The sequence below is a fragment of the uncultured Xanthomarina sp. genome (assembly GCF_963971605.1).
GTDB lineage: Bacteria > Bacteroidota > Bacteroidia > Flavobacteriales > Flavobacteriaceae > Xanthomarina > Xanthomarina gelatinilytica.
In genome coordinates, this window is record NZ_CAXATZ010000008.1 from 1 (window position 1) to 26,163 (window position 26,163).

Sequence of the window (26,163 nt, forward strand, 5' to 3'; positions counted from 1 at the left end):
CAGTGATTGAGCGGTACACTTCAGTGATTGAGCGGTACACTTCAGTGATTGAGTGGTACACTTCAGTGATTGAGAGGTACAGCCCAGTGATGGATCAACACACCTCAGTGATGGAGCACCACAGCCCACTAATACACCATCCCCAGCATGTGCGTTAAAGCCTTAACATAAAGCGTGGCCAGGTTCTTATGGCAGTTTACAAAACCAAAACCTACAACAGCCACAAAACATCAGTCACAATCCATGTCACCTTCAACCATCTCCACAACAGGGGCAGGAGAGAGGTAAGGAATACCAAGTCCCAATCCTCTTACTATAAACAACAACCCAATAACAACCACAAACACTGGCACAGCCTTTTGTATACGCTGTTTTATATTGGCATTTAAAAATTTTCCCAAATAAATGGCAGTGGTCATTAAAGGAATGGTCCCCAAACCAAACAAAAACATGTACAAGCTGCCCTGTAAGGCGCTGGCAGTGGCCAAAGACCCAAAAACAGCCATATAAACCAAACCACATGGCAAAAACCCGTTTAAAAACCCAATGGTTAAAAACGTATCAGCCGATTTCTTTTTCATGGCCTGGCCCAAACCCGTTTTTACCCTGGAAATCACCCTGTAAATAGGCTTGGAAAAATTGTATTTATTGAATGTTTGGGTAGGGATAACAACAACCACAATCATTAAAACACCAATAACTATGGATAATTGCTGCTGAATCCCAAAAAGATAAAGCCCTTTGCCAACAAGTCCAAAGACAAGGCCTATAAAACTATAAGCAAGCAACCTCCCAAAATGATAAGTACTTATTTGAAGGACCTTTTTTAAAGAATGGCTTCTGTCAACAGGAAGCATAAAGGCAATGGGACCACACATACCAACACAGTGGAAACTACCTAAAAGACCCAGTACAAGTGCAGACCAAAGCATGTTTTTTACAATTAATATATATATCTATGTCAGGTAAAGCGCAGTGCATATCTATTCTTTAAAAAAATAACCAAAACGCTTTTTTAACTGCTTCCAGGCAACCTAAACTTTAATACATGATTTCTTTTTTATACAAATAGGCATCATCTTGATAGGTCCAATCTATTTTTAAATTCCATCTGCCTTCCAGCATTTTGTTCCCAGGAATAAGCATGCCATGGTTGTCAATAGCAATAGGCATATCAAAATCCAGCTTTTTATTGGAAGTTCTGTATAGATAAACAGTCCCAGAAATCTTGTCAGAATCTAAATTTTCCGGAAAAGAAATTAGCAAACCCTCTTCAGTTTTACTCCAACTAAGGTTTTCAGAAAGGTTTTTGGAATTTTTCTCCTTATTTATTTCATCCTGAAAGCCTAACTCTGCTTTGTAATATTCCTCTATCACCAAATCATGATCGTATTTACTATTGGTATTCATACTAATAATAAAATACATGATAAAGCTAATAAAGCATATAAAAGCAATAACAATACCTGTTCCCCAATTTATTTTCATATCAAAATTTATTATATCATTCCTTTTAAACCTGTTTGCAATAAGCAGATAAACAAATAATCTTCTTAAATTGAATAACCTTCATCTTATAATATCATCACCAACCTTGCCTGCCTGCCAAGCAGGTAAAAACCAACAACCAAAAACCAACAACCAAAAACTACCAACTAATGATAGCTTCTAGGAGCTAAAAAGTTTACGGTTGTGGTTTCAATCAATTCGTCGCCACTATAAACCTCTATCATCAATTTGTTTTTATCACCATCAAGGTCTTTTTTGTCAATTTCTATAAACAAAGTCCCTTCGGCCAAGCCTTGTTCTGGGACCGTAAACGTGTTAGAGTTGGAAACCAATTTAATTTCCCCTTTGTATTTTCTAAGTTTAAAACTTACGTTTTCTATGGTTTTGGTGGTTTTATTAATAAGCTTATAGGTAAATACGTTACTTATAATATCGCCTTCTTTATGTTCATAAAGCTGTCCTGGCAACCTTAAAACGGTCGCTTCAACATCATTTCTTAGCAAGAGCATGCCAAAAAGAACACCAATTAAAATAACAAGAACAGCAATATAACCTTTCATTCTGGCTGTTAACTTGAATTTTTCTTTCTTTTCAATTTCATCTTCACTGGCATACCTAATAAGGCCTTTAGGCAAATTAATGCTCTCCATAATGTGGTCGCACTCATCTATACAAGCTGTACAGTTAACACATTCCAATTGGGTGCCATTTCTAATATCTATTCCGGTAGGGCAAACATGTACACATTGCAAACAATCTATACAATCACCATGTCCCAAGGCTTCCCTGTCTTCCCCTTTTCTAAATTTCTTTCTGCCGTTTTCACCTTCACCACGTTTGTGGTCGTAAGCAACCACTATCGATTTATTGTCCAAAAGCACGCCTTGCAAACGGCCATAAGGACAAGCAATAATACATACCTGTTCTCTAAACCAAGCAAATACAAAGTAAAAAACAGCCGTAAAAATAATTAAAGGGAATAAGGTACCTGTATGCTCCAGAGGCCCATCTGTAATATACTGTATCAGTTTATCGCTACCTATCAAGTAAGCCAAAAACACATTGGCTATTACAAATGAAATAATCACAAAAATGCTCCATTTTAAAACACGTTTTCTTATTTTTTCGGCATTCCAAGGTTGATTGTCCAGTCTTCGTTGTTTGTTTCTGTCTCCATCTATCCAATATTCTATTCTTCGGAAAACCATTTCCATAAAAATGGTTTGCGGACAGATCCACCCACAAAAAATCCTACCAAAACTTACGGTAAAAAGAGCTATAAAAATAACTCCTATAATCATGGAAATTACAAATAAATGAAAATCTTGTGGCCAGAAAGGAAAGCCAAAGATATTAAAGCGTCGTTCTAAAATATTGAACATTAAAAACTGGTTGCCATTAACCTTAATAAATGGCGCAGCAATTAAAAACAGTAAGAGAATATAGCTAACTATCTTGCGATATTCGTAAAATCTTCCACTAGGTTTTTTAGGATATACCCAAGCACGTTTTCCATCTTCAGTTAGCGTGCCTATGGAGTCTCTAAATTATTCGTTTTCTGGAGTTTCCATGATTTGAGATTAATGAATCAAGAATTAAGACAGGTTGGTTGGAAGATGTGGTCTTAATTCTTGACTCCAATGTTGTTTTTATAATTTTTTTTACTCTTTCCAGACATCTCCTTCTGCCTCTTTAGGCTTGGCAGGAGTTGTCCCTTGAAATTGTAAAACATAACTGGATACTTGAGCAATTTCCGATGGTTTTAAACTTTGTTTCCAGGCAATCATCCCTTTTCCGTTTCTACCACCTTCAGAGATTGTTTTAAACACGTTTTTAATGCCTCCACCTAAAATCCAGTGCTCATCCGTTAGGTTGGGTCCAATACCTCCACCACCATCTGACATATGACAGGCCACACAGTTTTCTTCATAAATAGTTTTACCAGCGCTTAAATCGGAAGCACTTGTTAATACTTCCACCGTATTGAAATCCACTAAATCTTTAGCTGTTTTTTTGTATTCTTCAAGAGCTATTTTAGCTTCGGCATATTCCGTTTCCAATTCATCGTATTGGTTTTCTCCATCAAAAATGTGGAACCTTACCAAATATACAGCAGCAAAGACAATAGAGGCGTAGAAGGCATATAACCACCAAGGTGGAAGGTCGTTATCCAACTCCTTGATACCATCATAATTGTGGTCCAGGATAATTTCGTGTTCTTCAGTCACTGGTTTGGAACCTAAAGACTTTTGATACACCGAATTGATCCAAGCCATCAGTTTAGAACTTTGTGGTTTTTTGGCGTCATATCTTGCTTTACCTGCTTCGTCTAAACTTTGATATAGAATGTTCTCTAAGGAATTTACTATGGCTTCAATTGCAATTAATACAAATAGAACAAAAACCAAAAATAATAGTACCATGGGATACTCTATAAATGCAGGTTGTTTACCAGAACTAACAAAGTATTCTACTAGTCCGAAAATGATAAAGAATACTAAGGGTACTCTTACCCATGAAGGGATTAAATGTCTCATAATGTATTGTCTTTTTGGTTATCTAATGGTATGTTGCTTACTTCGTTTATGTAATCTTTTTTGGCAGTAAAAACCCACCAAAACAGAACCACAAAGAAGATAAAAAATATCAGTAAAGAAATAATAGGGAAGATCTCAACTCCAGCTATTGTTTCCATATGGTTTTTTACGTATTTTAACATGGTTTCTTAGTTTTCTGTGGTTGATACCTCGTCTAAATCCTGAACTTTAATATCTGTACCCAATCGTTGTAAGTAAGCAATAAGTGCTACAATTTCTCGATTACGCATTTCTATAAAATCTTCACCACCAGCTTGTTTGTCTGCTTCATAGGTTTCAGCAAAATCTGGATCGGAATACAGGTTCTTTTCTATTTGAGTACCTTGTTCCAACATGTGTTGTTGGGCATTGGCAATCTCTTCTTCTGTGTATGGAACCCCTAGTTTTACCATGGTTCTCATTTTGGTTTCCGTGTGCGATTTATCAAGTTCGTTCTTTACCAACCATTGGTATGCTGGCATGATGGAACCTGACGATGTACTTTGTGGATCGTACATATGGTTTAAGTGCCAGTTGTCTGAATACTTACCACCTACACGGTGTAAATCTGGTCCTGTACGTTTACTTCCCCAAAGGAATGGATGGTCGTAAACATATTCTCCAGCTTTGGAGTACTCACCATAACGCTCCACTTCACTTCTAAACGGACGAACCATTTGTGAGTGACATCCAACACAACCTTCACGAATGTAAATGTCACGTCCTTCCAATTCCAACGGCGTATAAGGCTTTACACTTGTAATTGTAGGAATGTTCGATTTTACCATGATGGTTGGAACAATTTGCACAATACCACCTATTAAAATTGCTATGGTAGCATAAATGGTTAATTTTATAGGTTTACGCTCTAACCAAGTGTGCCATCCTTCACCAGCTGTACGACTTTTTGATACGTTTTGTAATGCAGGTGCTTCAGCCAACTCATCGGTAACTGCACTACCTTTTTTAATGGTAACAATGATGTTGTAAACCATGATTAACATACCTGTTAAGAATAAAGTACCACCTATGGCTCTCATCCAGTACATTGGCATGATTTCGGAAACGGTTTCTAAAAAGTTTCCGTAAACCAAGGTACCATCTGGATTAAATTGTTTCCACATACTTGCTTGTGTAAAACCTGCTACATACAGTGGTAAGGCATACATAATGATACCCAAAGTCCCAATCCAGAAATGGAAATTGGCCAAAGCCGTAGAATATAATTTGGTTTTTACCAATCTAGGTATTAACCAATAAATCATCCCGAAGGTTAAAAATCCGTTCCAAGCCAAAGCACCAACGTGTACGTGGGCAATAATCCAGTCTGTAAAGTGTCCAATGGCATTTACGTTTTTAAGGGACAGCATAGGTCCTTCAAAAGTTGCCATACCATAACCCGTAATGGCCACAACCATGAATTTTAAAACAGGATCTGTACGTACTTTGTCCCAAGCTCCACGTAAGGTTAACAATCCGTTGATCATACCACCCCAAGAAGGCATTAATAACATCACAGAAAAGGCAACTCCAAGGTTTTGAGCCCATTCTGGTAAAGCTGTGTATAATAAATGGTGAGGTCCAGCCCAAATGTAAATAAATATTAAGGACCAGAAGTGAACAATAGAAAGTCTATAGGAATATACAGGTCTGTTAGCTGCTTTAGGTACAAAATAATACATTAAACCTAAGAAAGGCGTGGTCAGGAAGAATGCCACTGCGTTGTGACCATACCACCATTGTACCAAGGCATCTTGAACACCAGCATACACCGAGTAACTTTTAAATGCTGAAACAGGAAGCTCTAAACTATTGAAAATATGAAGTACAGCAACTGTTACAAATGTGGCTATATAAAACCAAATAGCTACATAAAGGTGTCTTTGTCTTCTTTTAATCATGGTTCCAATTAAATTGGCTCCAAAAACCACCCAAACCACAGCAATGGCAATATCAAAAGGCCATTCCAATTCAGCATATTCCTTTGAAGTGGTAAATCCTAGAGGAAGCGTGATAGCTGCTCCAACAATAATTAATTGCCAGCCCCAAAAGTTAATTTTACTTAAAACATCGCTATACATTCTGGCTTTAAGCAAACGCTGTGTGGAATAATATACTCCAGCAAAAATGGCGTTTCCTACAAAGGCAAAAATTACAGCATTTGTGTGTAAAGGTCTTAAACGGCCAAAGCTTAACCACGAAATACCGTCGGTTAGATTTGGGAATAAAAACATAAATGCCAATAGTAATCCTACCAACATACCCACAACTCCCCAAAGCATGGTTGCATAAAGGAAATTTTTAACGATTTTATTATCGTAATAGAATTGTTGTACTTCCATAATAGTTTAATTAGTCTTTTTTGGTTCTTTATTTGTTGATTTTGTTTGTTCTTTTACTAGTTCATCTTCAAAAAGCATCCTTACAGATGGCGTGTAACCATCATCAAACTGTCCACTTCTTACTGCCAAGATAAATGCAATAAAAAAGAATATGGCAACTATAATACTGATACTTAGTAATATGTAAATAACACTCATACCTATTGAAGTTATGCCTCAAAAATAATGTTGAGACTGTTTTAAAAACATGATAATTGTCATGTTCATTTTATTTGTAATCATTCTAACTTTCTACCTAATAAATTTGTTGCAATGGTAGTAAACACTACAATGCTAATGGAACTTAAAGGCATTAAAATAGCAGCAATAACTGGTGCCAATTGTCCTGTTACTGCAAAATAAAGCCCTATTACGTTATAGCAAAAAGATAAAACAAAACTCCATTTTATAATCTTAATAGCGCTTTTTGACGCTTTTATATATTTAAATAACTGATTGAACTTTGAAGCATCCAAAATGGCATCACAAGCTGGTGAAAACACATTCACGTTTTCAGATATGGAAATACCAACATTACTTTGTGCTAATGCTCCAGCATCATTAAGCCCATCTCCAATCATGAGAACTTTGGCACCTTCGGTTTGATGATATTTAATATACTCCAACTTGTCGTTTGGTTTTTGATTAAATATTAGCTTCGTCTTCGAAGGTAACAATTTTTTTAGATTTTCTTGCTCTCCTTCATTATCTCCTGATAAAATTACCAAATCGTACTCTTTTTTTAACTTATTGAAAAGCTTTGACAATCCCTTCCTGTAATTGTTGTAAAAAGTAAATTTACCTTTGTAAACATTATTGGTGCTTATATGTACCGAAGTATTCAGGACTGTGGTGTCTGAAGTGTTTCCAACAAAACTGGCTGAACCAATTTTTATATTGTTGTTGTTATGTGAAGCTTCAATGCCTTTCCCCAGATGTTCTTCAAAATGATTTAAGGTAATGATGTTGTGCTCGTCTAAAATATCATATAAAGTTCTGCTTAATGGATGATTTGATCCACGAAGTGTGTTTTTTAAAAGCATTTCTTCCGAAGCTGTAAGTGCATCTCCTTGATAGGTTGCATGACTTTTTTTATTGGTAGTTATGGTTCCGGTTTTATCAAAAATAATGGTATTTATTTCGGCCAGTTGCTCTATAACCGAAGCATTTTTCACATAAAACTTAAGTTTACCAAAAATGCGCAACAAATTTCCAAAAGTAAAAGGCGCAGAGAGTGCTATGGCACAAGGACAAGCAATAATTAAAACAGCAGTAAAAACGTTTATGGCTTTAGAGGGGTCTACATACAACCAATACGCAGTGGCTATAAAAGCAATGCTTAATACGGCAAAAGTAAACTTTTTGCTTATGGCATTGGTAAGGGTTGTAAAACCATCTTCTTTATCTTTGCTGAACACATCGTTGCTCCAAAGCTGCGTTAAATAACTTTGTTCCACTGTTTTTAACACGTCCATTTCTATAACTCCAGAGGTTTGTTTGCCTCCAGCAAACAGTTTATCTCCAGACTTTTTGGAAACGGTTTCCGATTCACCTGTAACAAAACTGTAATCTATGGAAGCCTTACCACTAATTAGAATACCATCTACAGGAATCAATTCTTCATTCCTTATCAGTAACCTGTCGCCTTTTTTAATATCGTAAACCTGAATAGGGATTTCTTTGCCATCTTTAGAGATTTTGGTTACAGCAATAGGGAAATACGATTTGTAATCGCGTTCAAAAGATAAGAAGGCATAGGTTTTTTGTTGAAAAAACTTCCCTAGGAGCAAGAAAAATATCAACCCTGTTAAACTGTCAAAAAAACCGGAACCATAATCGAAAATAATTTCAATGGTGCTTCTTAAAAACAGAACAGCTGCTCCAAGTGCAATTGGGACATCTATATTTAAAATTTTAGAACGAAGGCCTTTATAGGCCGATATAAAATAGTCTTGTGCCGAATAAAAAATAACCGGAACAGAAAAGGCAAACATGAGCCAACGAAACAAATGCTTGTATTGTTCCAGCCAGTATTCGCCAACTTCAAAATATTCTGGAAACGATAAAAACATCACATTCCCAAAAGCAAAGCCAGCCACTCCCAATTTGTAGATTAAAGATCTGTTTACATTGCTTTTTCCGGTTTTAAAATCCTCCAAGCTTATATAGGGCTCATATCCAATGGAACTTACCAAGATAACAACCTCTTTTAAGGAACATAGATTGGGATTATAGGTAATACGAACATTTTTCTTTCCAAAATTTACTTGAGAGGAAGAGATGCCAGGATTTAGTTTGTTGAGGTTTTCCAGGATCCATATACAGGAACTGCAATGAATATGAGGAATGTACAAGGTAACAATTTGCGTGTTGCCATCATTAAACTCCAACAACTTGTCTATAATGTTTTGCTGTTCCAGAAAATCGTATTTTCCTTGAATTTCTTTAGGAATGGCTCCAGGAGCACTCTGTAAATCGTAATAACAAGTTAAATCGTTTTCTGAGAAAATTTCATATACGGTCTTACAACCATTACAACAGAAAGATTTTTCCTGAAATGTAATGGCATGATTGCCACAAGAATCACCACAGTGGAAACATGACTGATGCTCCATAAATAATTTGCTCTTTTAAACCCAATACAAAGGTTAAAAGATAGTAAGAATTTAGATATGATATTTGTCATGTTTTGATTAATTTTACAAAACTTTAGAAAATAGGTATGAGTAAGTGTGAACAGTGTATTGTAAGGGAGTTTAATTCTTTAAAGTCGTTATCAAAAGAGGAGTTGATGAACATATCTGGATGCAAGACATCCAGGTTTATCAAAAAAGGGGAAGTTATTTTTGAAGAAGGCGAAACCTTAAAAGGGGTTTACTGTGTTAAGGATGGAATTTGCAAACTAACCAAGTTAAGTGCCAACGGAAAAGACCAAATTGTAAAGTTAGTTGTAAAAGGTGATTTGCTTGGGCAACGGTCCTTAATTAGTGATGAGTCTGTAAATTTAAGTGCTGTAGCTTTAAACAACATGGAAGTGTGCTTTATCCCAAAAGCCGAAATATTCAGCAATCTTAAAAACAATTCCGATTTTTCCATGGACATGCTAAAACAAATGGCACACGATTTAAAAGAATCGGACAATGTTATTGTAAACATGGCTCAAAAATCTGTTAAGCAACGTTTAGCCGAAGCACTTTTATATATACACAACAGTTTTGGCGTTAATAAAGATGGCATATTAAACGTGGTCCTTTCCCGTGAAGATTATGCCAGTGTGGTTGGAACTGCAACAGAATCTGCCATAAGGGTTTTATCTCAATTTAAAAAAGAAGGTTTGATATCCACTACAGGAAAGCAAATAAAAATTGAAGATATAGAAGGTTTAAAGCGTGTGGAATAATCTTAATTTTCCACTTTTTTCACTTCTACATAAAAATCTAAATCCACTTCCATAGTGTGATCTTCAATAGGCATGGTTTTCCATTCAGCAGTTGGGTATATCCATTGCTTGTTATTGTCCAATGTCACTTGAATTGGCATGTCAAAATCCTCTACTATATTGATCCAACGGTATCTTAACTGGTTGTTATCAATGGAGTATTCCAAGGTTGGAATGCGAGTGTCCCTCAAGTACTGATTAAAAAAAGCAGTTAAATCAATGCCACTTTGTTCGCTAATATAATTCTCTATTTGTTGGGTGGTGACTGTTTGATGGTAAAAGGTTTTGTTTAAACCACGTAATATGTCTCGCCATTTTTCATCGTCTTCAATAAGCTGTCTCAAAGTATGCAACATGTTGGCACCTTTGTAATACATGTCTCCAGAGCCTTCTTTGTTAACATTATATGGCCCAATGATGGGTTTGTCGTTCTTTATGTTTTTTCTAACTCCTATAACATATTCGGAAGAGGCTTCTTTCCCATAATAATAATCCACATATAAATTTTCGGAATACGATGTAAAACTCTCATGGATCCACATATCAGCAATGTCCTTATAGGTAATGTTATTGGCAAACCATTCGTGACCAGACTCGTGAATGATGATAAAATCGAATTTCAATCCCCAACCAGAGCCTGAAACATCGTTGCCCAAATATCCTTTTTTGTATTGATTGCCATAAGTCACGGAACTTTGGTGCTCCATCCCTAAATATGGAACTTCAACAAGTTTAAAGCCATCTTCGTAGAAAGGGTAGGGACCAAACCAATGTTCAAAAGCTTTCATCATTTTGGGTGCATCTTTAAAATGATTCTTAGCCCTTACCAAATTATCCCTTAAAACATAATAATCCATGGTTAAAGGACCCTTTTCACCTTCATATATTTCAGAAAAATGCTCGTAATCCCCAATGTTTACATTTACACCATAGTTGTTTATGGGATTGCTAACAAACCAATGGGAGGTTACTGTATTATCGCTATGTTTTTCAATGTTTCTTAATCTGCCGTTGGAAATATTTGTTAGGTTTTTAGGAACGTTAACACTAATCAACATGCTGTCAACCTCGTCGTACATATGGTCTTTGTTGGGCCACCAAACACTGGCTCCCAGACCTTGACAGGAAGTGGCTATAAATGGAAAGCCATTTTTGTCTTCTTCCCAAGTAAAACCTCCATCCCAAGGCGCTTTTTTGGCTTCTCTTGGTTTGCCTTCGTAATATACGTCTAAAGATTGTATGCTTCCTTTTTGTTGCTGGTCTATTAAGCTTATAAAATGCGCATTCCCATTATGTTTCACGTCCAATTCTTTACTATTTTGGACCACTTTGGTAATTTTTAGAGGTGCTTGCAAATCTATTTGCATGACCTTGTAAGGTTCCAAAACAGTGTATTGAATGGTGTTTTTACCAGAAATGGATTTGGTTTCTGGAGCTATTTTTACATCTAAATGGTAATAGGTTAAATCCCACCATGCACGTTCTGGGGTTATGGAACCACGTAAGGTGTCTTGATGGGTAAAACTGTTTTTTTCTGAAAGGAGTTCTTGAGCTTGGTTTGTAATAGAAACCAAGAATATGCATACAAAACTTAGGAATGTATTCTTCATGTGGATAATTTTGCACTAAATTAATGAAAATAAAAAAAGCCGTTTCAAATTGAAACGACTTTTTTCCTTCTAACCAAACTTAATTTAAAAGCAATATTTATTTTCAGCTTTTACTTTTTCTGCAATAGCAATTCTTAAATCAACGATATCTGGATAATTAGTGTATTTCACAAAACGTTTTAATCCCATAAGCAACATGCGTTGCTCGTCTCCTTCAGCAAAAGAAATAATACTTTCTTTTCCGTTTTTTTCAACAATAGAGACAGCATTGTATAAGTATAATTTAGCCATGGCAATTTGTACAGCTTGTGCATCTTCACCAAAACGTTTCGCATTTTTCTCTGTTCTTAATATGGCAGATTCAGCCATATAGATTTCAATCAAGATATCAGAAGCAGCTATCAATAATTGTTGATGTTCTTCTAAATCTGGGCCAAATTTTTGAACTGCAGCTCCAGCAACCATTAAGAATACTTTTTTAAGCTTGGCAATCATCTCTTTTTCTTCAGAAAACAACTCAGAATAATCAGGTGTTTCAAAAGATGGGATTCCCATTAATTCTTCCTGAACTTTTGTTGCAGGACCCAATAAATCCACATGGCCTTTCATGGCTTTTTTAACAAGCATACCTACTGATAGCATTCTGTTTATTTCATTGGTACCTTCATAAATTCTAGCGATTCTGGCATCTCTCCAGGCAGCTTCCATAGGCGTTTCTTCAGAGAATCCCATACCACCAAATATTTGGATGCCTTCGTCTGCACAATTTTGTACATCTTCAGAAACAGCTACTTTTAAAATGGAGCATTCTATGGCATATTCTTCAACACCTTTAAGTTCTGCTTCTTGGTGCGAATTTCCAGCGGCTACCCTTAAAGCAATTCTATCTTCAATATTTTTTGCAGCTCTGTATGTTGCGGATTCTCCTGCATAAGCACTTGCAGCCATTTCGGCCAACTTGTATTTTATTGCCCCAAAATCTGCAATAGGTGTATTAAATTGTTTACGCTCGTTTGCGTATTGAACAGCGGTTGTTAAAATACGACGTTGAGAATCCAAACAAGCACCAGCTAATTTTATACGTCCTACGTTAAGGGCGTTCATGGCAATTTTAAATCCTTCACCACGACCAGCTAACATGTTTTCAACTGGAACAACGGTATCGTTAAAGAATACCTGACGTGTTGAAGAGGCACGAATACCCAGTTTGTGTTCTTCTTCGCCCAAAGTGATTCCATTAGGATTGTCTTTATTATATTCCACAATAAATCCAGTAATGTTTTTATCGTTTTCAATTCTTGCAAACACAATCATTAAACGGCAAAATCCTGCGTTCGAAATCCACATTTTTTGTCCGTTGATTTTGTATGATTTACCATCTTCTGATAAGGTAGCCGTTGTCTTTCCAGAATTGGCATCACTACCAGCTCCAGGTTCTGTTAAGCAATAAGCTCCAAACCATTCGCCTGTGGCTAATTTTGGCACATATTTTTGTTTTTGTTCTTCGGTTCCATAAAGCGTAATTGGCATGGTTCCAATTCCTGTATGCGCACCAAAAGCAGTACTAAAGGAGCCAGTTCCACTGGATATGTAATCGCAAACCAATAAGGTTGACACAAATCCCATGTCCAGACCTCCATATGCTTCTGGAACAGCAACACCTAAAAAGCCAAGTTCTCCAGCTTTACGCATCACTTCTTCTGTAAATGCAAAGTCTTTAGCTTCAAATCTTGCCTTATGGGCAATGATCTCGCGTTCATTGAATTCCATAACGGCTTCTTTCATCATTTTTTGTTCTTCTGAAAAATCTTCAGGAGTAAAAACGTCTTCACATTTTGTTTCTTTCACCAAGAATTGACCACCTCTTAATAATTCTTTATCTTTTGTTTCCATATTGTAATTTTAGATTAAAGAAGATAGATAATAGAGAATAGACTCAATTTAGCCCATTTTGGAATCCCATTGTCATTCGTTGGAATTCTTCTATTTTTTCTTCAAGTATTTTTAATGTTTCGTTATTTATATAATTTCTGTGTTTTGCTACTAATAGTTGTGTGCCTAATTCGAAAGAAGAGCCTAAAGCAATATCTAGGAAATGACTGAAAGATTTATCTGTTCTTGCAGATCCTTCGGCAATATTACTAGGCATTGATATAGTACATCTGCTTATTTGTGAACTAAGATCAAATCTTTCATGCTTCGGAAAATTTAGTAATAAGTCTGATATATCGTTAGTAATTTCTAATCCAAGTTTCCAAATTTTAAGATTCTTATAATTATGTCTATTCTTAGCACACATCAGTCTTTTTTCTTTTTTCTATATTCTATTTTCTACTCAGGAAAGAAACTCAAATATCCCACAAGCACCTTGTCCTGTTCCTACACACATGGTTACAGCACCATATTTACCAGTCATATTACGCTTTCTCATCTCGTCAAATAACTGTACTGAAAGCTTGGCTCCTGTACATCCTAGAGGATGACCAAGTGCTATCGCTCCACCATTTACATTAATGATGTCAGGGTTTAAATTTAATTCGCGAATTACCGCTATGGATTGTGAAGCAAAGGCTTCGTTTAATTCTATTAGTGCTAAGTCGTCTTGTTTTAAACCAGCCAATTTCAATGCTTTTGGAATGGCTTTAACTGGACCAATTCCCATGATGCGAGGCTCAACACCAGCAGCAGCATAATTTACCAATCTTGCTATAGGTTCCAATCCCAATTCCTTAACCATCTCTTCGCTCATAATCATAACAAAAGCTGCACCATCACTCATTTGAGAGGAGTTTCCTGCAGTCACGCTACCATTGGCAGCAAATACAGGACGTAATTTTGCCAAAGCTTCAAGATTGGTTCCTTTTCTTGGTCCTTCGTCTTTGGTTACTGTATAAGATTTGGTAGCTTTTTTCCCGTTTTCGTCTATATAAGTTTGTTCTACTTCTATAGGTACGATTTGATCTTGAAAACGATTTTCAGCTTGAGCTTTTAATGCTTTCATATGTGAGTGGTATGCAAATTCATCCTGGTCTTCACGAGAGACCTTGAATTGTTTTGCAACTGCTTCTGCTGTATTTCCCATGCCCCAATAATAATCTTCGTGACCTGCTTTTACGGTATCGTAATTCAGTTCTGGCTTAAAGCCTGTCATTGGTACGGCACTCATGCTTTCTGCGCCACCAGCAATGATGCAATCTGCCATTCCAGCTTGAATTTTAGCCGAAGCCATAGCTATTGTTTCAATACCAGATGCACAAAAACGGTTAACGGTAACACCAGGAACATCCACGCTTTCTAAGCCAATTAGCGAAATAAAGCGTGCCATGTTCAATCCTTGTGAACCTTCTGGCATGGCGTTTCCAACAATCACGTCGTCGATGCGCTTCTTGTCTAAATTTGGCAATTCTTTCATCATGTGCTTGATGGTTTCTGCTGCCAACTCATCTGTTCTTTTAAAACGGAACACGCCTTTTGGTGCTTTACCTACGGCTGTTCTGTATGCTTTTACAATGTAAGCTTGTTTGCTCATAATAGTATTAAGATTTTAGTATCAAGTATTAAGACTGTTTAAGTGATTGTTGAAGAGAATAGTTCATTTTGGTAACCTCTAGAATTTCACTGATTATTGGTCTTACTTTTTCTTCTGTAATTAAATTTAATCGTTTGGATAAATAAAGTTGTGTTAATAATTCATATGAAGAACCGTTGGCAATTCCTAAAAACTGCATGAATTCCCCATTAGTATTTCGTCCAGCACCTTCAGCAATATTTGAAGGAATAGAAACTGCACTTCTTCTTAATTGAGATGTCAACCCGTATTTTTCTTCTACAGGAAAATTTTTAGTAGTTCTATAACAATTTTCTGTAATATTCATTGCTTTTTGCCATATTTTCAATTCTTCAAATCTGTGCATGATTTCCAGTATTAAGAAGTTCGTATTAAGTATTAAGACTTAAAAAATTCATTTAAATTATATTTTTTTAATTCCTTGTCTTTGTACTCAGTACTTAATTCTTTGTACCAAATACTTAGTACTTTTACAACTAGTTACGCAGTGGTTTTCCAGTTTTCAACATGTGCTGAATGCGTTCTAAAGTTTTTCTTTCAGTACAAAGTGATAAGAATGCTTCTCGTTCCAGATCCAATAAATATTGTTCACTTACCAAGGTTGGTTCCGATAAATCGCCTCCAGCCATCACGTAAGCTAATTTATTAGCTATTTTTTGGTCGTGCTCACTTATGTAATTACTGTCTTCCATAGAATCTGTTCCTACTAAAAACATTCCTAAGGCTTGCTTACCAAGTACTTTAACGTCTGTACGTTTTACAGGTTGCGTATAACCAGCTTCTGCCATTAATTTTGCATAAGCTTTGGCAGTTGCAATTTGTCTGTCTTTATTAACGACTACCACATCTTTTCCTTTTTGAAGAATGCCTAAATCGAAAGCTTCGTATGCCGAAGTGGCTACTTTAGCCATTCCGATGGTTAAGAAATACTCCTGCAACACATTTAATTTTACATCTCCTTTTTTAAAGGTATCAGAAGCTCTTAAAGCCATTTCCTTAGAACCTCCACCTCCAGGAATCACACCAACACCAAATTCTACAAGTCCGATGTAAGTTTCGGCAGCTGCAACCACTTTATCTGCATGCATGGAAAGTTCGCAGCCTCCTCCAAGAGACATGCCATGAGGAGCAGCAACGGTTGGAATTGCTGAATAACGCATACGCATCATGGTATCTTGGAAGTATTTGATGGCCATGTTAAGCTCGTCGTATTCTTGTTCGGCAGCCATCATGAAAATCATTCCAATGTTGGCTCCAACAGAGAAATTTGCAGCTTGATTACCAATGACCAAGCCTTGGAAATCCTTTTCAGCTAAATCCACTGCTTTATTCAATCCAGCGAGTACATCACCACCAATGGTGTTCATTTTACTCTGGAATTCACAGTTTAAAATACCATCTCCCAAATCTTCGATAACGACTTCCGAGTTTTTAAAGACCTCGTTTGATTTTCTAATGTTATCCAAAATAATGAAGGCATCTTGACCAGGAATTTTTTCTTGAGACTTGGTTGGAATGTTATAAAAATAGGTTGCTCCATCTTTAACTGTATAGAAGCTTTTGTTGCCTGTTGCGAGCATATTTTTTACCCAGGCATTAGGCTCCAGACCTTCGGCCTTCATGAGTTCGATGCCTTTTTCCACACCAATGGCATCCCAAATTTGGAAAGGACCATGTTCCCAACCAAATCCAGCTTTCATCGCGTCGTCTATTTTATATAATTCATCTGAAATTTCTGGGATTCTATTGGATACATAAGCAAACATGGCAGCAAAATTCTTTCTGTAGAATTCTCCAGCTTTATCTTTTCCAGAAACTAGAATTGGAAAACGGTCAATGACTTTATCAACGGTTTTGGTTAATTCCAAGGTGGCAAATTTTGCCGATTTTTTATCTCTATATTGAAGGGTGTTTAAATCTAAAGTCTTTATTTCCTTTCCTTCTTTTTTATAAAATCCTTGGCCAGATTTGCTTCCCAGCCATTTGTTTTCCATCATGGTATTGATGAAATCAGGCAGTTTAAACAGCTCATGAGCTTCGTCATTAGGACAATTTTCATAAATGCCGTTTGCCACATGAACCAAAGTATCCAAACCAACCACATCAACCGTTCTAAAGGTTGCCGATTTTGGACGACCAATCACTGGACCAGTCAATTTATCGACTTCTTCAACGGTTAAGTCCATTTCCTTGACTTGATGGAACAAACTTTGAATTCCAAAAATCCCAATTCTATTTCCAATAAAAGCAGGTGTATCTTTGGCAACCACAGAGGTTTTGCCCAGGAATTTTTCACCATATTCATTTAAGAAATCCAAAACTTCTTGAGATGTTTTGGGACCAGGAATGATTTCGAATAACTTTAAGTAACGCGCTGGATTGAAAAAGTGTGTGCCACAAAAATGTTTCTGGAAATCGTCGCTTCGTCCTTCACTCATAAACTTAATAGGGATTCCAGAGGTATTAGACGTAATTAAAGTTCCAGGCGTTCTATGTTTTTCAAGTTTTTCAAAAACTTGTTTTTTAATGTCAAGACGCTCTACAACCACTTCCATGATCCAATCTACATCTTTTACCTTTGCAATATCGTCTTCTAAATTCCCAGTAGTAATCCTGTTTGCAAAAGATTGATGGTAAATAGGAGAGGGCTTCGATTTTAAAGAAGCCGTTAGGGAATCGTTTACAATCCTGTTTCTTACAGCTTTATCTTCTAAAGTGAGACCTTTAGCTTTTTCAGCATCGGTAAGTTCTCTAGGAACAATGTCCAGCAATAGCACATCCACACCAATATTGGCAAAATGACATGCAATACCACTTCCCATGATTCCGGAACCTATAATGGCTATTTTTTTAATACGTCTTGTACTCATTTTATTTTTAAATGATTTATCTATTAATACTTGATGTTGTTAACCTCGTTGGTATATATTTTTTTATTTGAAATTAAATCGTTTATGGTTTCTGCTACTTCATAAAACGCCATTAATTTTTCCAAAGGAATATTTTTCTTGATGGCTTCGTTGAATTTTAACACCCTGTCTTTGGAGTAGGCCCTTTTTTCTTTTCCAAAATCGGTTAAGTAAATCAAGACACCACGACCATCTTCAGGATTGGGTTTTCTTTCAATTAAACCTCTGGTTTCCATAGTTTTTAATATTCTGGACAAACTGGTTGCCTCCATACCCATTTTTGGACCTAGGGATGTTGAAGGGGTTCCACCTTCTGGGTCTATACTTAATAAAGTAAAGCCAGTGGCCATGGTGCTATCAAATTTTGCAGCTTCTTCATTGTACATTTTTTGGACAGCTAACCATGTGGTTCTTAGAATATAATCAATGGTTTTATCTTTCATATTTAGTGTTTATGAAATCCAAAGATAAGTAAAATTTATTATGCATGCATAATAAATTTAAAAAATTTTAATAGGAAATGGGTTAAAAAAAACTCCTTTATCAAATAAAGGAGTTTGTGATTTAAGAGCGATATATTTTCTCGATGAGGTCTTTGTAAATTTCTTTAATAACCTTTCGTTTCATTTTCATGGTAGGTGTTAAGTGACCATCTTCAATGGTCCAAGCATTTGGTGTTATTTCAAATTTTTTGATTTGTTCCCAATGACCAAACTTTTTATTGGCCTCATCTATTTCTTCTTGAATTCTTTCCCTTAGTTTTTGGTTAGAGGCTATATCTTCTTTGGATTTAAATGTAATATGATGTCTTTTTGCCCATTCTTCAATAAATTCGTAATTGACTTGGATTAATGCTGCAGGCATTTTTTCGCCTTCACCAATCACCATAATTTGTTCAATAAAACGGGATTGTTTAAACTGGTTCTCCAATAGGGCAGGAGCTACGTATTTTCCGCCAGAGGTTTTAAACATTTCTTTTTTTCTGTCTGTTATTTTCAGGAAGCCATCACTATCTATCTCACCTATGTCTCCAGTATGGAAATAGTCGCCTGTCATAACTTCGGCAGTTTTTTCAGGTTCTTTGTAGTAACCTTTCATGACATTAGGTCCTTTTACCAAAATTTCGCCATCTTCAGCAATTTTAACGTCTACATTATCTATTATGCGACCAACAGTTCCAATTCTAAAACCACCATCCCTTTGATCGTTTACAGAGATTACAGGTGAGGTTTCGGTTAAACCGTAACCTTCCATAATTGGCATTTCGGCTGCTGCGAAAATCCTGGTTAATCTAGGTTGTAATGCTGCGCTTCCAGAGACCATAAGGTCCAACTGACCACCTAAACCTTCTTTCCATTTGCTGAAAATGAGTTTTCTAGCTAATTTAAGTTGTGTTTCGTACCACCAACCATTGGCTCCATAAGGTTCGTACTTAAGGCCCAATTCCACAGCCCAAAAGAACAAGGCTTTTTTAATGCCGCTAAGATCTGCTCCTTTAGCGATTATTTTATCGTACACTTTTTCATATAAACGTGGTACAGCTGTCATGACATGAGGTTGGACTTCTTTTAGGTTGTCACTCATTTTTTCTATGGATTCTGCAAAATATATTTCAACACCACAATATTGATATAGATACAGGATCATGCGTTCAAATACATGACAGACTGGTAGAAAACTCAACGATTTTGAATGTCCATAATCAAAAGGGACACGTTTTTCACTATCCAATACGTTGGACACGATATTTTTATGGGTAAGCATGACCCCTTTAGGTCTACCTGTTGTTCCGGAAGTGTAAATTAAGGTTGCCAAATCATCGGTTGTTACTGCACTTTTCCTGGTTTCAACGTCTTTTTGGTTGCTGTCGTCCTTTCCTAATTCCAAAACTTCTTTCCAGTTTTTTTCTCCAGCAACTTCATCAAAAGTATAAATGGCTTTTAGTTTTGTTTGACTTTTAATGGGGTTAAGTTTTTCTAAAATTTCAGCATCAGAAACAAAACAATAACTTGCTTCTGAGTGATTTAAAATGTATTCGTAGTCCTCCTTGGAAATGGTAGGGTAAATAGGTACATTTTGAGCACCAACCTGTAATACACCAATATCCAAGACATTCCATTCGGTTCTGTTGGTAGTTGAAATAACAGCAATTTTATCGTTAGGCTTCACTCCCAAACGTAACAAGCCTCTACTGATAGCGTTTGCTTGATTTACATATTCCTTTGAGGATATGGACTCCCAATTTCCGTTGCTTTTTGAAGTAAAAGCTTTTTCTAAATTGTAAGTTTTTAATTGGTGATACGGAAAATCGAAAAGTCTGGTAATTTGAGTCATCTGTTTATGGAATTTGAAGACTTGCAAATTATGAAAAAAAAGTGATATTTAATTGTTGCCATAAAAAAAGGAGCTTAAAAAATGAAAGCTCCTTGATTTATAATTATTTAAATATTCTATTTTTTGTTTTCCAGCCATTTTCTAGCATTAACAAAGGCTTCCAGCCAAGGGGACACTTCATCTTTTCTGTTATCAGGATAATTTGCCCAATTCCATTGAAACGTTGAACGTTCTATGTGTGGCATGGTTACCAAATGCCTTCCCGTTTTATCGCACATCATGGCTGTATTGTAATCTGAACCATTAGGATTGGCTGGATATTCTTCGTAACCATATTTGGCAACTATGTGATATTGATCTTCAGATTTTGGCAAACTGAATTTTCCTTCGCCATGGGAAATCCAAACCCCAAGAGTGGTTCCTTCTAACGTAGACAGCATAACTGAATTGTTTTTTTGAATTTTCACAGAAGTAAATGCGCTTTCATGTTTGTGTGAGTCGTTGTAGGTCATTTTTCCATGCACATCATGTTCTGGGTTAATAACTTCCAATTCCATAAATAATTGACAGCCATTACAAATCCCAACCGATAGTGTGTCTTCTCTTTTAAAGAAATTTTTGAGGGCAGTATTGGCTTTTTCGTTGTACATAAAAGCGCCTGCCCAACCTTTGGCAGAACCTAAAACATCAGAATTTGAAAAACCACCAACAGCGCCAATAAACTGAATATCCTCCAAGGTTTCACGGCCAGAAATTAAATCGGTCATGTGCACGTCTTTCACGTCAAAACCAGCTAAGTACATGGCATTGGCCATTTCGCGCTCTGAATTAGATCCTTTTTCACGGAGAATAGCAGCTTTTGGCCTGTCTTTGCGAGGAGCTCGTGACATGGCAATTTCCTTTTCTGAATCAGATTGCTTCGTTTCACTCGCAATGACGTCTGATAATTTTCCAGTAAAATGCTTCGGGAATTTATACTGTAAAGGCTGTTTTTTATAGTTGTCAAATCGGTCTTGAGCCAAGTTGTTTGCTGTTTGTTTTTGGTCCAGTAGGAAGGAGGTTTTGTACCAAACGTCACGTAATCTAGAGACAGTAAGTGTAAACACCTCTTGGTGGTTAATGATGCTTAAAACATCAGAATTTGTGACTTTTCCTATGTTAAAGAATTCAATATTGGCATTTGTTAATACCTGCTCCACCGAATTATCTGTAGCTTGGAAGACAATTCCAGAATTTTCAGCAAATAAAAGTTTTACAGAGTCTTTTTCTGCTAATTCCGTCAGGTCTAATTCGGCTCCCAGATTCACATCGGCAAAACACATTTCCAGTAAGGTTGTAATTAAACCACCAGAAGCCACATCATGTCCAGCAACAATTTTATCCTCTTTTATTAACTGTTGTATGGTATTGAATGTGTTTTTAAATTGTTGCGCATCTTTTATGGATGGAGTGTCATTTCCAATTTTATTGAGCACTTGCGCAAACGAACTACCTCCCAATTTAAATTGGTCTTGAGATAGATTGATATAATAAATAGTGCCAGTTCCAGAGGTTTCGGTTTTTTGGAACACAGGTTCAACTACCTTATGGATATCGTTGCAATTTGCAGCAGCAGAAATAATGACTGTCCCTGGGGAAATAACCTCTTCATTAGGATATTTTTGTTTCATGGAAAGCGAATCCTTTCCAGTAGGAACGTTTATGCCCAACTCGATAGCAAATTGTGATACAGCTTCTACAGCTTCGTATAAACGCGCATCTTCACCTTCATTTTTACAAGGCCACATCCAATTGGCAGACAACGATACACTTTTCAATCCGTCTTTTAAAGGAGCCCAAACCACATTTGTTAAGGCTTCAGCAATGGCATTTCTACTTCCGGCTTTGGGTGAAATCAAACCAGATATAGGTGCATGGCCAACAGAGGTTGCAATGCCTTCTTTCCCTTTGTAATCTAAGGCCATCACACCACAATTGTTTAAAGGAAGTTGTAAAGGGCCTGCACATTGCTGTTTGGCTACTTTACCACCAACGCAACGGTCTACTTTATTGGTTAACCAATCTTTACAGGCAACAGCTTCCAGCTGCAATACTTGATCCAGGTAGTCCAGAATATTTTTGGAATTATAGCTCAGGTCTTTATATATTCTATGAACCGTTTTGTCTGTCATGATGGTTTTTGGAGAACTACCAAACATATCTTCAAGTGCCAAATCCATAGGTTTATCGCCTTTGGTTTTAGACTCAAACGTAAACCGATGGTTTCCTGTCACATCACCAACAGTGTACATAGGTGAACGTTCACGTTCTGCAATTCGGTTTAGTGTTTCTAAATGTTTTTCGGCTATGACCAATCCCATGCGTTCTTGAGATTCGTTTCCAATTATTTCTTTAGCCGAAAGAGTTGGGTCGCCAACAGGTAACTTATCCAAATCGATTTTCCCACCAGTGTCTTCAACCAATTCTGAAAGACAATTTAAATGTCCACCAGCTCCATGGTCGTGAATGGACACAATATGATTTTCATCGCTTTCCACCATGCCACGAATGGCATTGGCAGCGCGCTTTTGCATTTCTGGATTGGAACGTTGCACAGCATTCAGTTCAATACCAGAAGCAAATTCTCCTGTATCTGCTGAAGATACAGCAGCTCCACCCATTCCAATTCGGTAATTTTCACCACCTAGAATCACGATTTTGTCACCTTCTTTAGGTGTGTCTTTTAAAGCTTGGTCTGCTTTACCATATCCAATACCACCTGCTTGCATGATCACTTTATCGTAACCAAGTTTTCGTAGTTTATATTCTTCGTTGGCACTCTGAACGGCATCGCTGTTTTCGTCATGCTCAAAAGTTAACACAGAGCCACAAATTAAAGGTTGACCAAATTTGTTTCCAAAATCTGAAGCACCATTGCTTGCTTTTATTAAAATATCCATTGGTGTTTGGTACAACCAAGGTCGTGCTTGCATGTTTTGTTCCCAAGGGCGGGTTTCTTCCAGTCTGGAATACGCTGTCATATACACAGCAGTTCCAGCAAGTGGCAACGAGCCTTTTCCTCCAGCCAATCTATCGCGAATTTCACCACCAGAACCTGTTGCAGCACCATTAAATGGCTCAACAGTTGTAGGGAAATTATGGGTTTCAGCTTTTAGGGAAATGACAGAATCAAATTCTTTCACTTGGTAATAGTCTGGTTTATCTGCTGTTTTAGGAGCAAATTGCTCCACCTTTGGCCCTTTAATAAAGGCTACGTTGTCTTTATAGGCTGAAACAATATCGTTTGGATGTTGTTTTGAGGTTTCTTTTATTAGTTTGAAAAGAGAGGTAGGTTTTTCTTTACCATCTATTACAAAAGTGCCATTAAAGATTTTATGGCGACAGTGTTCAGAATTCACTTGAGAGAACCCAAAGACTTCAGAATCTGTTAAGGGTCTCCCAATTTTTTTTGAAACACCATTTAAGTAGTCTATTTCCTCATCACTTAAGGCCAAACCTTCTTGTTGGTTATAGGCTGCAATATCTTCAATTTCCAGAATAGGCTCAGGCTGAATGTTAATGGTAAACGTTTCTTGATTCAAGCCTTGATATTTCTCTGAAATCATTGGGTCAAAATCTTTGAAGTCTGCATTTACAGCTTGAAATTCTTCAATTCTTGTAATGCCTGCTATTCCCATATTTTGGGTGATTTCAACAGCATTGGTACTCCAAGGTGTGATCATGGCAGCACGAGGACCAACAAAAAAAGCATCGAGAGATGCTTGTTCTATTTTTGGCTGGTTGCCAAATAACCATACCAATTTAGAGATGGTTTCAGTTGATAATTCTTTTGTTGCTTGAACAGCAAAAACTTTGCTGTTTTGGTTTCCGAAGAAATGAATCATTATGTATGAGTTAGGTTGTGCCTGCTTATTTGGCAGACAGGTTGTTTTCTTTTAAAGTGCAAATTTACTTTTTTTCAGCGTAATAATTGCTATTTACATTCTTGAAAATTTTGAGTTATTCACGTGGTTATTAACCAAAAAAAAAGCGACTGGTTATAGTCGCTTTTGTATTTATTTTTTAATAAGCTTCTTGCTTATGGTTGTATTTCCTTGTGTGAGTTTTAAAATATATACACCTGAATTTAAATTGTCAAGCTGAATGCTTTGAGACTGATGTATTGTTTTAGTTAGCACTCTTTTCCCTAGAATGTTATAAATTTCTATTTGAGTTTTTTCTGTACTATTCAATTGAATATTTAATTGATTTGAAACAGGGTTTGGATAGATGTTGAAAGTCTCTTGACTGAATTCTTCATTGCTTAAAAGCCCACAAGTCCATTTCAAATCATCGAACATTACACGATTTGAAGGATTAGTATTGTTATTGATAACAAATGATGTTACTTGAGAAATATTGCAAGGAATTGTAGTAGTTTGAGCTGTGTCACTATAAGGGATTGTTGCAATAATATTTCCGTTTATAACCAAATCAAAAGTTCCAGAATCTCCTCCAAAAACTCTTTGTGTCGTTATGGTTACACTTTCAATAAATTCAAAATCAGGATTAGTGTTTAGCATACCATTACGAATAGTAATAGCTCTTCCGTTTAGAGTTTGGTCTGTACGAGCATCCGTAGCATTCCAAGTATATCCTTGATCTCCAGTCCACGTTCTATCTGAATATGAACTTGAATTTGCTGGGATATCGTTAAAAGTTTCATTTATACAGTATAGACCTGAGCCATTTTCTTCTTGAGTTGTTTCGCAGGCTTCATTGCTAAATCCAGACTCATTCCCAGCAGCATCTCTAGCTTTTACTTTAAAACAATAAGTTGTATTTACTCCTAAATTTAAAACTGTAATTGATGTTTGATTTGTTGTAAAATTAGTATAAACATCATCAATATAAATATCGTAAGCAATAACTCCAATATTGTCTGTTGAGGCAGTCCAAGAAAGTTCTATCGAATGAGGTTGAGGATTAAAAGCTACCAAGTTTATTGGATCTGTAGGTGCTTCGGTATCTGGAGTTGGGTTCCAGATCATATTGGCATAACTAGGATTGTCTATAAAAGGGTTTCTGTTTCCTTGATGAATGTATGCTGCGTTGTTTCTGTTCAATTCCCTTTGGTTAACGGCATCATTATTGTGCCAATCCAAAAGTAAGGCAATAAACCAATCCTCATAAACTTGATCGTTAGTGCCATTTAACATAGGGTGGCTCCATGAATCCACTTGGTCTTCATATCTTACAGCAAAATACAACAGGCATCTTGCAATATCTCCTTTAAATTCGTCTATAGGTTCAAAAACAGTTCCCGAATAGCCAGAGATACTGCTAGGGCCTCTTTTAGAACCATTCATATAGGTTGTAGTGGCTGAATTTGTTTCACCAAAAGCCAAACTGCCTCGTCCATTGTTTACATAACCATCGGTTGGGATTACTTGATGTATGTCTCCAACCATTGGCATGGCACTTCCATAGACACTTTGAGGCATTAAATGTTCGCCGTTATAGCAATCCATTTCGCTGTTGTAGTTTCCACACTTGTCACTTGGGTTGGCATAATAGCTGTAATTATAAGGATCTGTTGAGGTTGGATTCTCGGAGTACATATCCATTACAGATCCATCGTTTTCATAAAAATCATCGACATCTGTTGCTCTGTAACCTGTTGCCAAATCAAATAATTGATCGTAGGTTTTAGGACTATGGCCATTGGTGATTATATTTTTTAATTGTGTTTTTAAGGTGTAACCGCTTCCTGTTGCAGTGCTATAATAACCAGCTGGGATTTGAGCGAAAGTAGTTACTGAAACCAGTAATAATAGTAAGGTGTAAAAATGTTTCAT

Annotated in this window: 19 protein-coding genes; 1 reads left to right on the forward strand and 18 read right to left on the reverse strand. The window is 36.5% G+C overall.

Translation table 11 applies throughout. From position 1 onward, the window contains the following. Positions 1-230 precede the first annotated feature (230 nt). The 8 genes from AACY93_RS04755 to AACY93_RS04790 all read right to left on the reverse strand — a co-directional run bounded on the left by AACY93_RS04755 (position 231) and on the right by AACY93_RS04790 (position 9,081). On the reverse strand, positions 231-932 hold the full coding sequence (locus AACY93_RS04755; RefSeq protein ID WP_286853275.1) for a sulfite exporter TauE/SafE family protein: 702 nt from the start codon (positions 930-932) through the stop codon (positions 231-233). A gap of 109 nt (positions 933-1,041) precedes the next feature. Then, positions 1,042-1,488, reverse strand: a complete 447-nt coding sequence (locus tag AACY93_RS04760) for a FixH family protein (RefSeq protein WP_286853274.1) — start codon at positions 1,486-1,488, stop codon at positions 1,042-1,044. A 167-nt stretch (positions 1,489-1,655) separates the two neighbouring features. Beyond that, positions 1,656-3,044 (reverse strand): cytochrome c oxidase accessory protein CcoG, encoded by a 1,389-nt coding sequence (ccoG, locus tag AACY93_RS04765; RefSeq protein ID WP_339611351.1) that lies wholly within the window; start codon positions 3,042-3,044, stop codon positions 1,656-1,658. A gap of 126 nt (positions 3,045-3,170) precedes the next feature. After that, on the reverse strand, positions 3,171-4,046 hold the full coding sequence (locus AACY93_RS04770; RefSeq protein ID WP_286853272.1) for a cbb3-type cytochrome c oxidase N-terminal domain-containing protein: 876 nt from the start codon (positions 4,044-4,046) through the stop codon (positions 3,171-3,173). Then, positions 4,043-4,228, reverse strand: a complete 186-nt coding sequence (locus AACY93_RS04775; protein ID WP_007649826.1) for a hypothetical protein — start codon at positions 4,226-4,228, stop codon at positions 4,043-4,045. Before AACY93_RS04775 ends, AACY93_RS04770 begins: the two co-directional genes overlap by 4 nt. A gap of 6 nt (positions 4,229-4,234) precedes the next feature. Next, on the reverse strand, positions 4,235-6,427 hold the full coding sequence (ccoN, locus tag AACY93_RS04780; RefSeq protein ID WP_007649828.1) for a cytochrome-c oxidase, cbb3-type subunit I: 2,193 nt from the start codon (positions 6,425-6,427) through the stop codon (positions 4,235-4,237). Between the two features lie 6 nt (positions 6,428-6,433). Then, positions 6,434-6,625 carry a cbb3-type cytochrome oxidase assembly protein CcoS gene (gene ccoS, locus AACY93_RS04785; protein WP_007649830.1) on the reverse strand — a complete coding sequence of 64 codons (192 nt, stop codon included), beginning with the start codon at positions 6,623-6,625 and terminating at the stop codon, positions 6,434-6,436. An 80-nt stretch (positions 6,626-6,705) separates the two neighbouring features. Beyond that, entirely contained in the window at positions 6,706-9,081 is a 2,376-nt protein-coding gene (locus tag AACY93_RS04790; protein WP_286853271.1) for a heavy metal translocating P-type ATPase metal-binding domain-containing protein, read from the reverse strand. 107 nt (positions 9,082-9,188) lie between these two features. Here AACY93_RS04790 and AACY93_RS04795 point away from each other — a divergent pair, with 107 nt between their 5' ends. After that, the gene (locus AACY93_RS04795) at positions 9,189-9,866 is read left to right on the forward strand and encodes a Crp/Fnr family transcriptional regulator (protein ID WP_286853270.1); all 678 of its coding nucleotides are present in this window, start codon (positions 9,189-9,191) and stop codon (positions 9,864-9,866) included. Between the two features lie 2 nt (positions 9,867-9,868). On the opposite strand, the gene AACY93_RS04800 is transcribed toward AACY93_RS04795, so the two are convergent. The 10 genes from AACY93_RS04800 to AACY93_RS04845 form a co-directional block, all read right to left on the reverse strand. Next, positions 9,869-11,515: a M1 family metallopeptidase gene (locus AACY93_RS04800; RefSeq protein ID WP_286853269.1), complete on the reverse strand. Its 1,647-nt coding sequence runs from the start codon at positions 11,513-11,515 to the stop codon at positions 9,869-9,871. Between the two features lie 84 nt (positions 11,516-11,599). After that, complete coding sequence (locus AACY93_RS04805; RefSeq protein WP_286853268.1) at positions 11,600-13,408, reverse strand: acyl-CoA dehydrogenase family protein; 1,809 nt, start codon at positions 13,406-13,408, stop codon at positions 11,600-11,602. Between the two features lie 43 nt (positions 13,409-13,451). Continuing rightward, positions 13,452-13,814 (reverse strand): four helix bundle protein, encoded by a 363-nt coding sequence (locus AACY93_RS04810; protein WP_286853267.1) that lies wholly within the window; start codon positions 13,812-13,814, stop codon positions 13,452-13,454. Between the two features lie 36 nt (positions 13,815-13,850). Next, on the reverse strand, positions 13,851-15,044 hold the full coding sequence (locus AACY93_RS04815) for an acetyl-CoA C-acyltransferase (RefSeq protein ID WP_007649840.1): 1,194 nt from the start codon (positions 15,042-15,044) through the stop codon (positions 13,851-13,853). A gap of 28 nt (positions 15,045-15,072) precedes the next feature. Then, positions 15,073-15,429 carry a four helix bundle protein gene (locus tag AACY93_RS04820; RefSeq protein WP_007649841.1) on the reverse strand — a complete coding sequence of 119 codons (357 nt, stop codon included), beginning with the start codon at positions 15,427-15,429 and terminating at the stop codon, positions 15,073-15,075. Between the two features lie 130 nt (positions 15,430-15,559). Next, entirely contained in the window at positions 15,560-17,953 is a 2,394-nt protein-coding gene (locus AACY93_RS04825; RefSeq protein ID WP_339611312.1) for a 3-hydroxyacyl-CoA dehydrogenase/enoyl-CoA hydratase family protein, read from the reverse strand. A gap of 23 nt (positions 17,954-17,976) precedes the next feature. Further along, positions 17,977-18,435, reverse strand: coding sequence for a MarR family transcriptional regulator (locus tag AACY93_RS04830; RefSeq protein ID WP_286853265.1), 459 nt, complete (start codon positions 18,433-18,435; stop codon positions 17,977-17,979). 121 nt (positions 18,436-18,556) lie between these two features. After that, positions 18,557-20,326 carry an AMP-dependent synthetase/ligase gene (locus AACY93_RS04835; RefSeq protein ID WP_286853264.1) on the reverse strand — a complete coding sequence of 590 codons (1,770 nt, stop codon included), beginning with the start codon at positions 20,324-20,326 and terminating at the stop codon, positions 18,557-18,559. A 116-nt stretch (positions 20,327-20,442) separates the two neighbouring features. Then, complete coding sequence (gene purL / locus AACY93_RS04840; RefSeq protein WP_287006096.1) at positions 20,443-24,210, reverse strand: phosphoribosylformylglycinamidine synthase; 3,768 nt, start codon at positions 24,208-24,210, stop codon at positions 20,443-20,445. 171 nt (positions 24,211-24,381) lie between these two features. Then, a complete protein-coding gene (locus AACY93_RS04845; protein WP_007649846.1) occupies positions 24,382-26,163 on the reverse strand; it encodes an endonuclease in 1,782 nt (593 codons plus the stop codon).

What these genes read in the sequence shown, in the direction of transcription:
- AACY93_RS04755 (WP_286853275.1), bottom strand. Translation starts at nt 932, where the DNA reads ATGCTTTGGTCTGCACTTGTACTGGGTCTTTTAGGTAGTTTCCACTGT.
- AACY93_RS04760 (WP_286853274.1), bottom strand. Translation starts at nt 1,488, where the DNA reads ATGAAAATAAATTGGGGAACAGGTATTGTTATTGCTTTTATATGCTTT.
- AACY93_RS04770 (WP_286853272.1), bottom strand. Translation starts at nt 4,046, where the DNA reads ATGAGACATTTAATCCCTTCATGGGTAAGAGTACCCTTAGTATTCTTT.
- AACY93_RS04775 (WP_007649826.1), bottom strand. Translation starts at nt 4,228, where the DNA reads ATGTTAAAATACGTAAAAAACCATATGGAAACAATAGCTGGAGTTGAG.
- ccoN (WP_007649828.1), bottom strand. Translation starts at nt 6,427, where the DNA reads ATGGAAGTACAACAATTCTATTACGATAATAAAATCGTTAAAAATTTC.
- ccoS (WP_007649830.1), bottom strand. Translation starts at nt 6,625, where the DNA reads ATGAGTGTTATTTACATATTACTAAGTATCAGTATTATAGTTGCCATA.
- AACY93_RS04790 (WP_286853271.1), bottom strand. Translation starts at nt 9,081, where the DNA reads ATGGAGCATCAGTCATGTTTCCACTGTGGTGATTCTTGTGGCAATCAT.
- AACY93_RS04795 (WP_286853270.1), top strand. Translation starts at nt 9,189, where the DNA reads ATGAGTAAGTGTGAACAGTGTATTGTAAGGGAGTTTAATTCTTTAAAG.
- AACY93_RS04800 (WP_286853269.1), bottom strand. Translation starts at nt 11,515, where the DNA reads ATGAAGAATACATTCCTAAGTTTTGTATGCATATTCTTGGTTTCTATT.
- AACY93_RS04805 (WP_286853268.1), bottom strand. Translation starts at nt 13,408, where the DNA reads ATGGAAACAAAAGATAAAGAATTATTAAGAGGTGGTCAATTCTTGGTG.
- AACY93_RS04810 (WP_286853267.1), bottom strand. Translation starts at nt 13,814, where the DNA reads ATGTGTGCTAAGAATAGACATAATTATAAGAATCTTAAAATTTGGAAA.
- AACY93_RS04815 (WP_007649840.1), bottom strand. Translation starts at nt 15,044, where the DNA reads ATGAGCAAACAAGCTTACATTGTAAAAGCATACAGAACAGCCGTAGGT.
- AACY93_RS04820 (WP_007649841.1), bottom strand. Translation starts at nt 15,429, where the DNA reads ATGCACAGATTTGAAGAATTGAAAATATGGCAAAAAGCAATGAATATT.
- AACY93_RS04825 (WP_339611312.1), bottom strand. Translation starts at nt 17,953, where the DNA reads ATGAGTACAAGACGTATTAAAAAAATAGCCATTATAGGTTCCGGAATC.
- AACY93_RS04830 (WP_286853265.1), bottom strand. Translation starts at nt 18,435, where the DNA reads ATGAAAGATAAAACCATTGATTATATTCTAAGAACCACATGGTTAGCT.
- AACY93_RS04835 (WP_286853264.1), bottom strand. Translation starts at nt 20,326, where the DNA reads ATGACTCAAATTACCAGACTTTTCGATTTTCCGTATCACCAATTAAAA.
- purL (WP_287006096.1), bottom strand. Translation starts at nt 24,210, where the DNA reads ATGATTCATTTCTTCGGAAACCAAAACAGCAAAGTTTTTGCTGTTCAA.
- AACY93_RS04845 (WP_007649846.1), bottom strand. Translation starts at nt 26,163, where the DNA reads ATGAAACATTTTTACACCTTACTATTATTACTGGTTTCAGTAACTACT.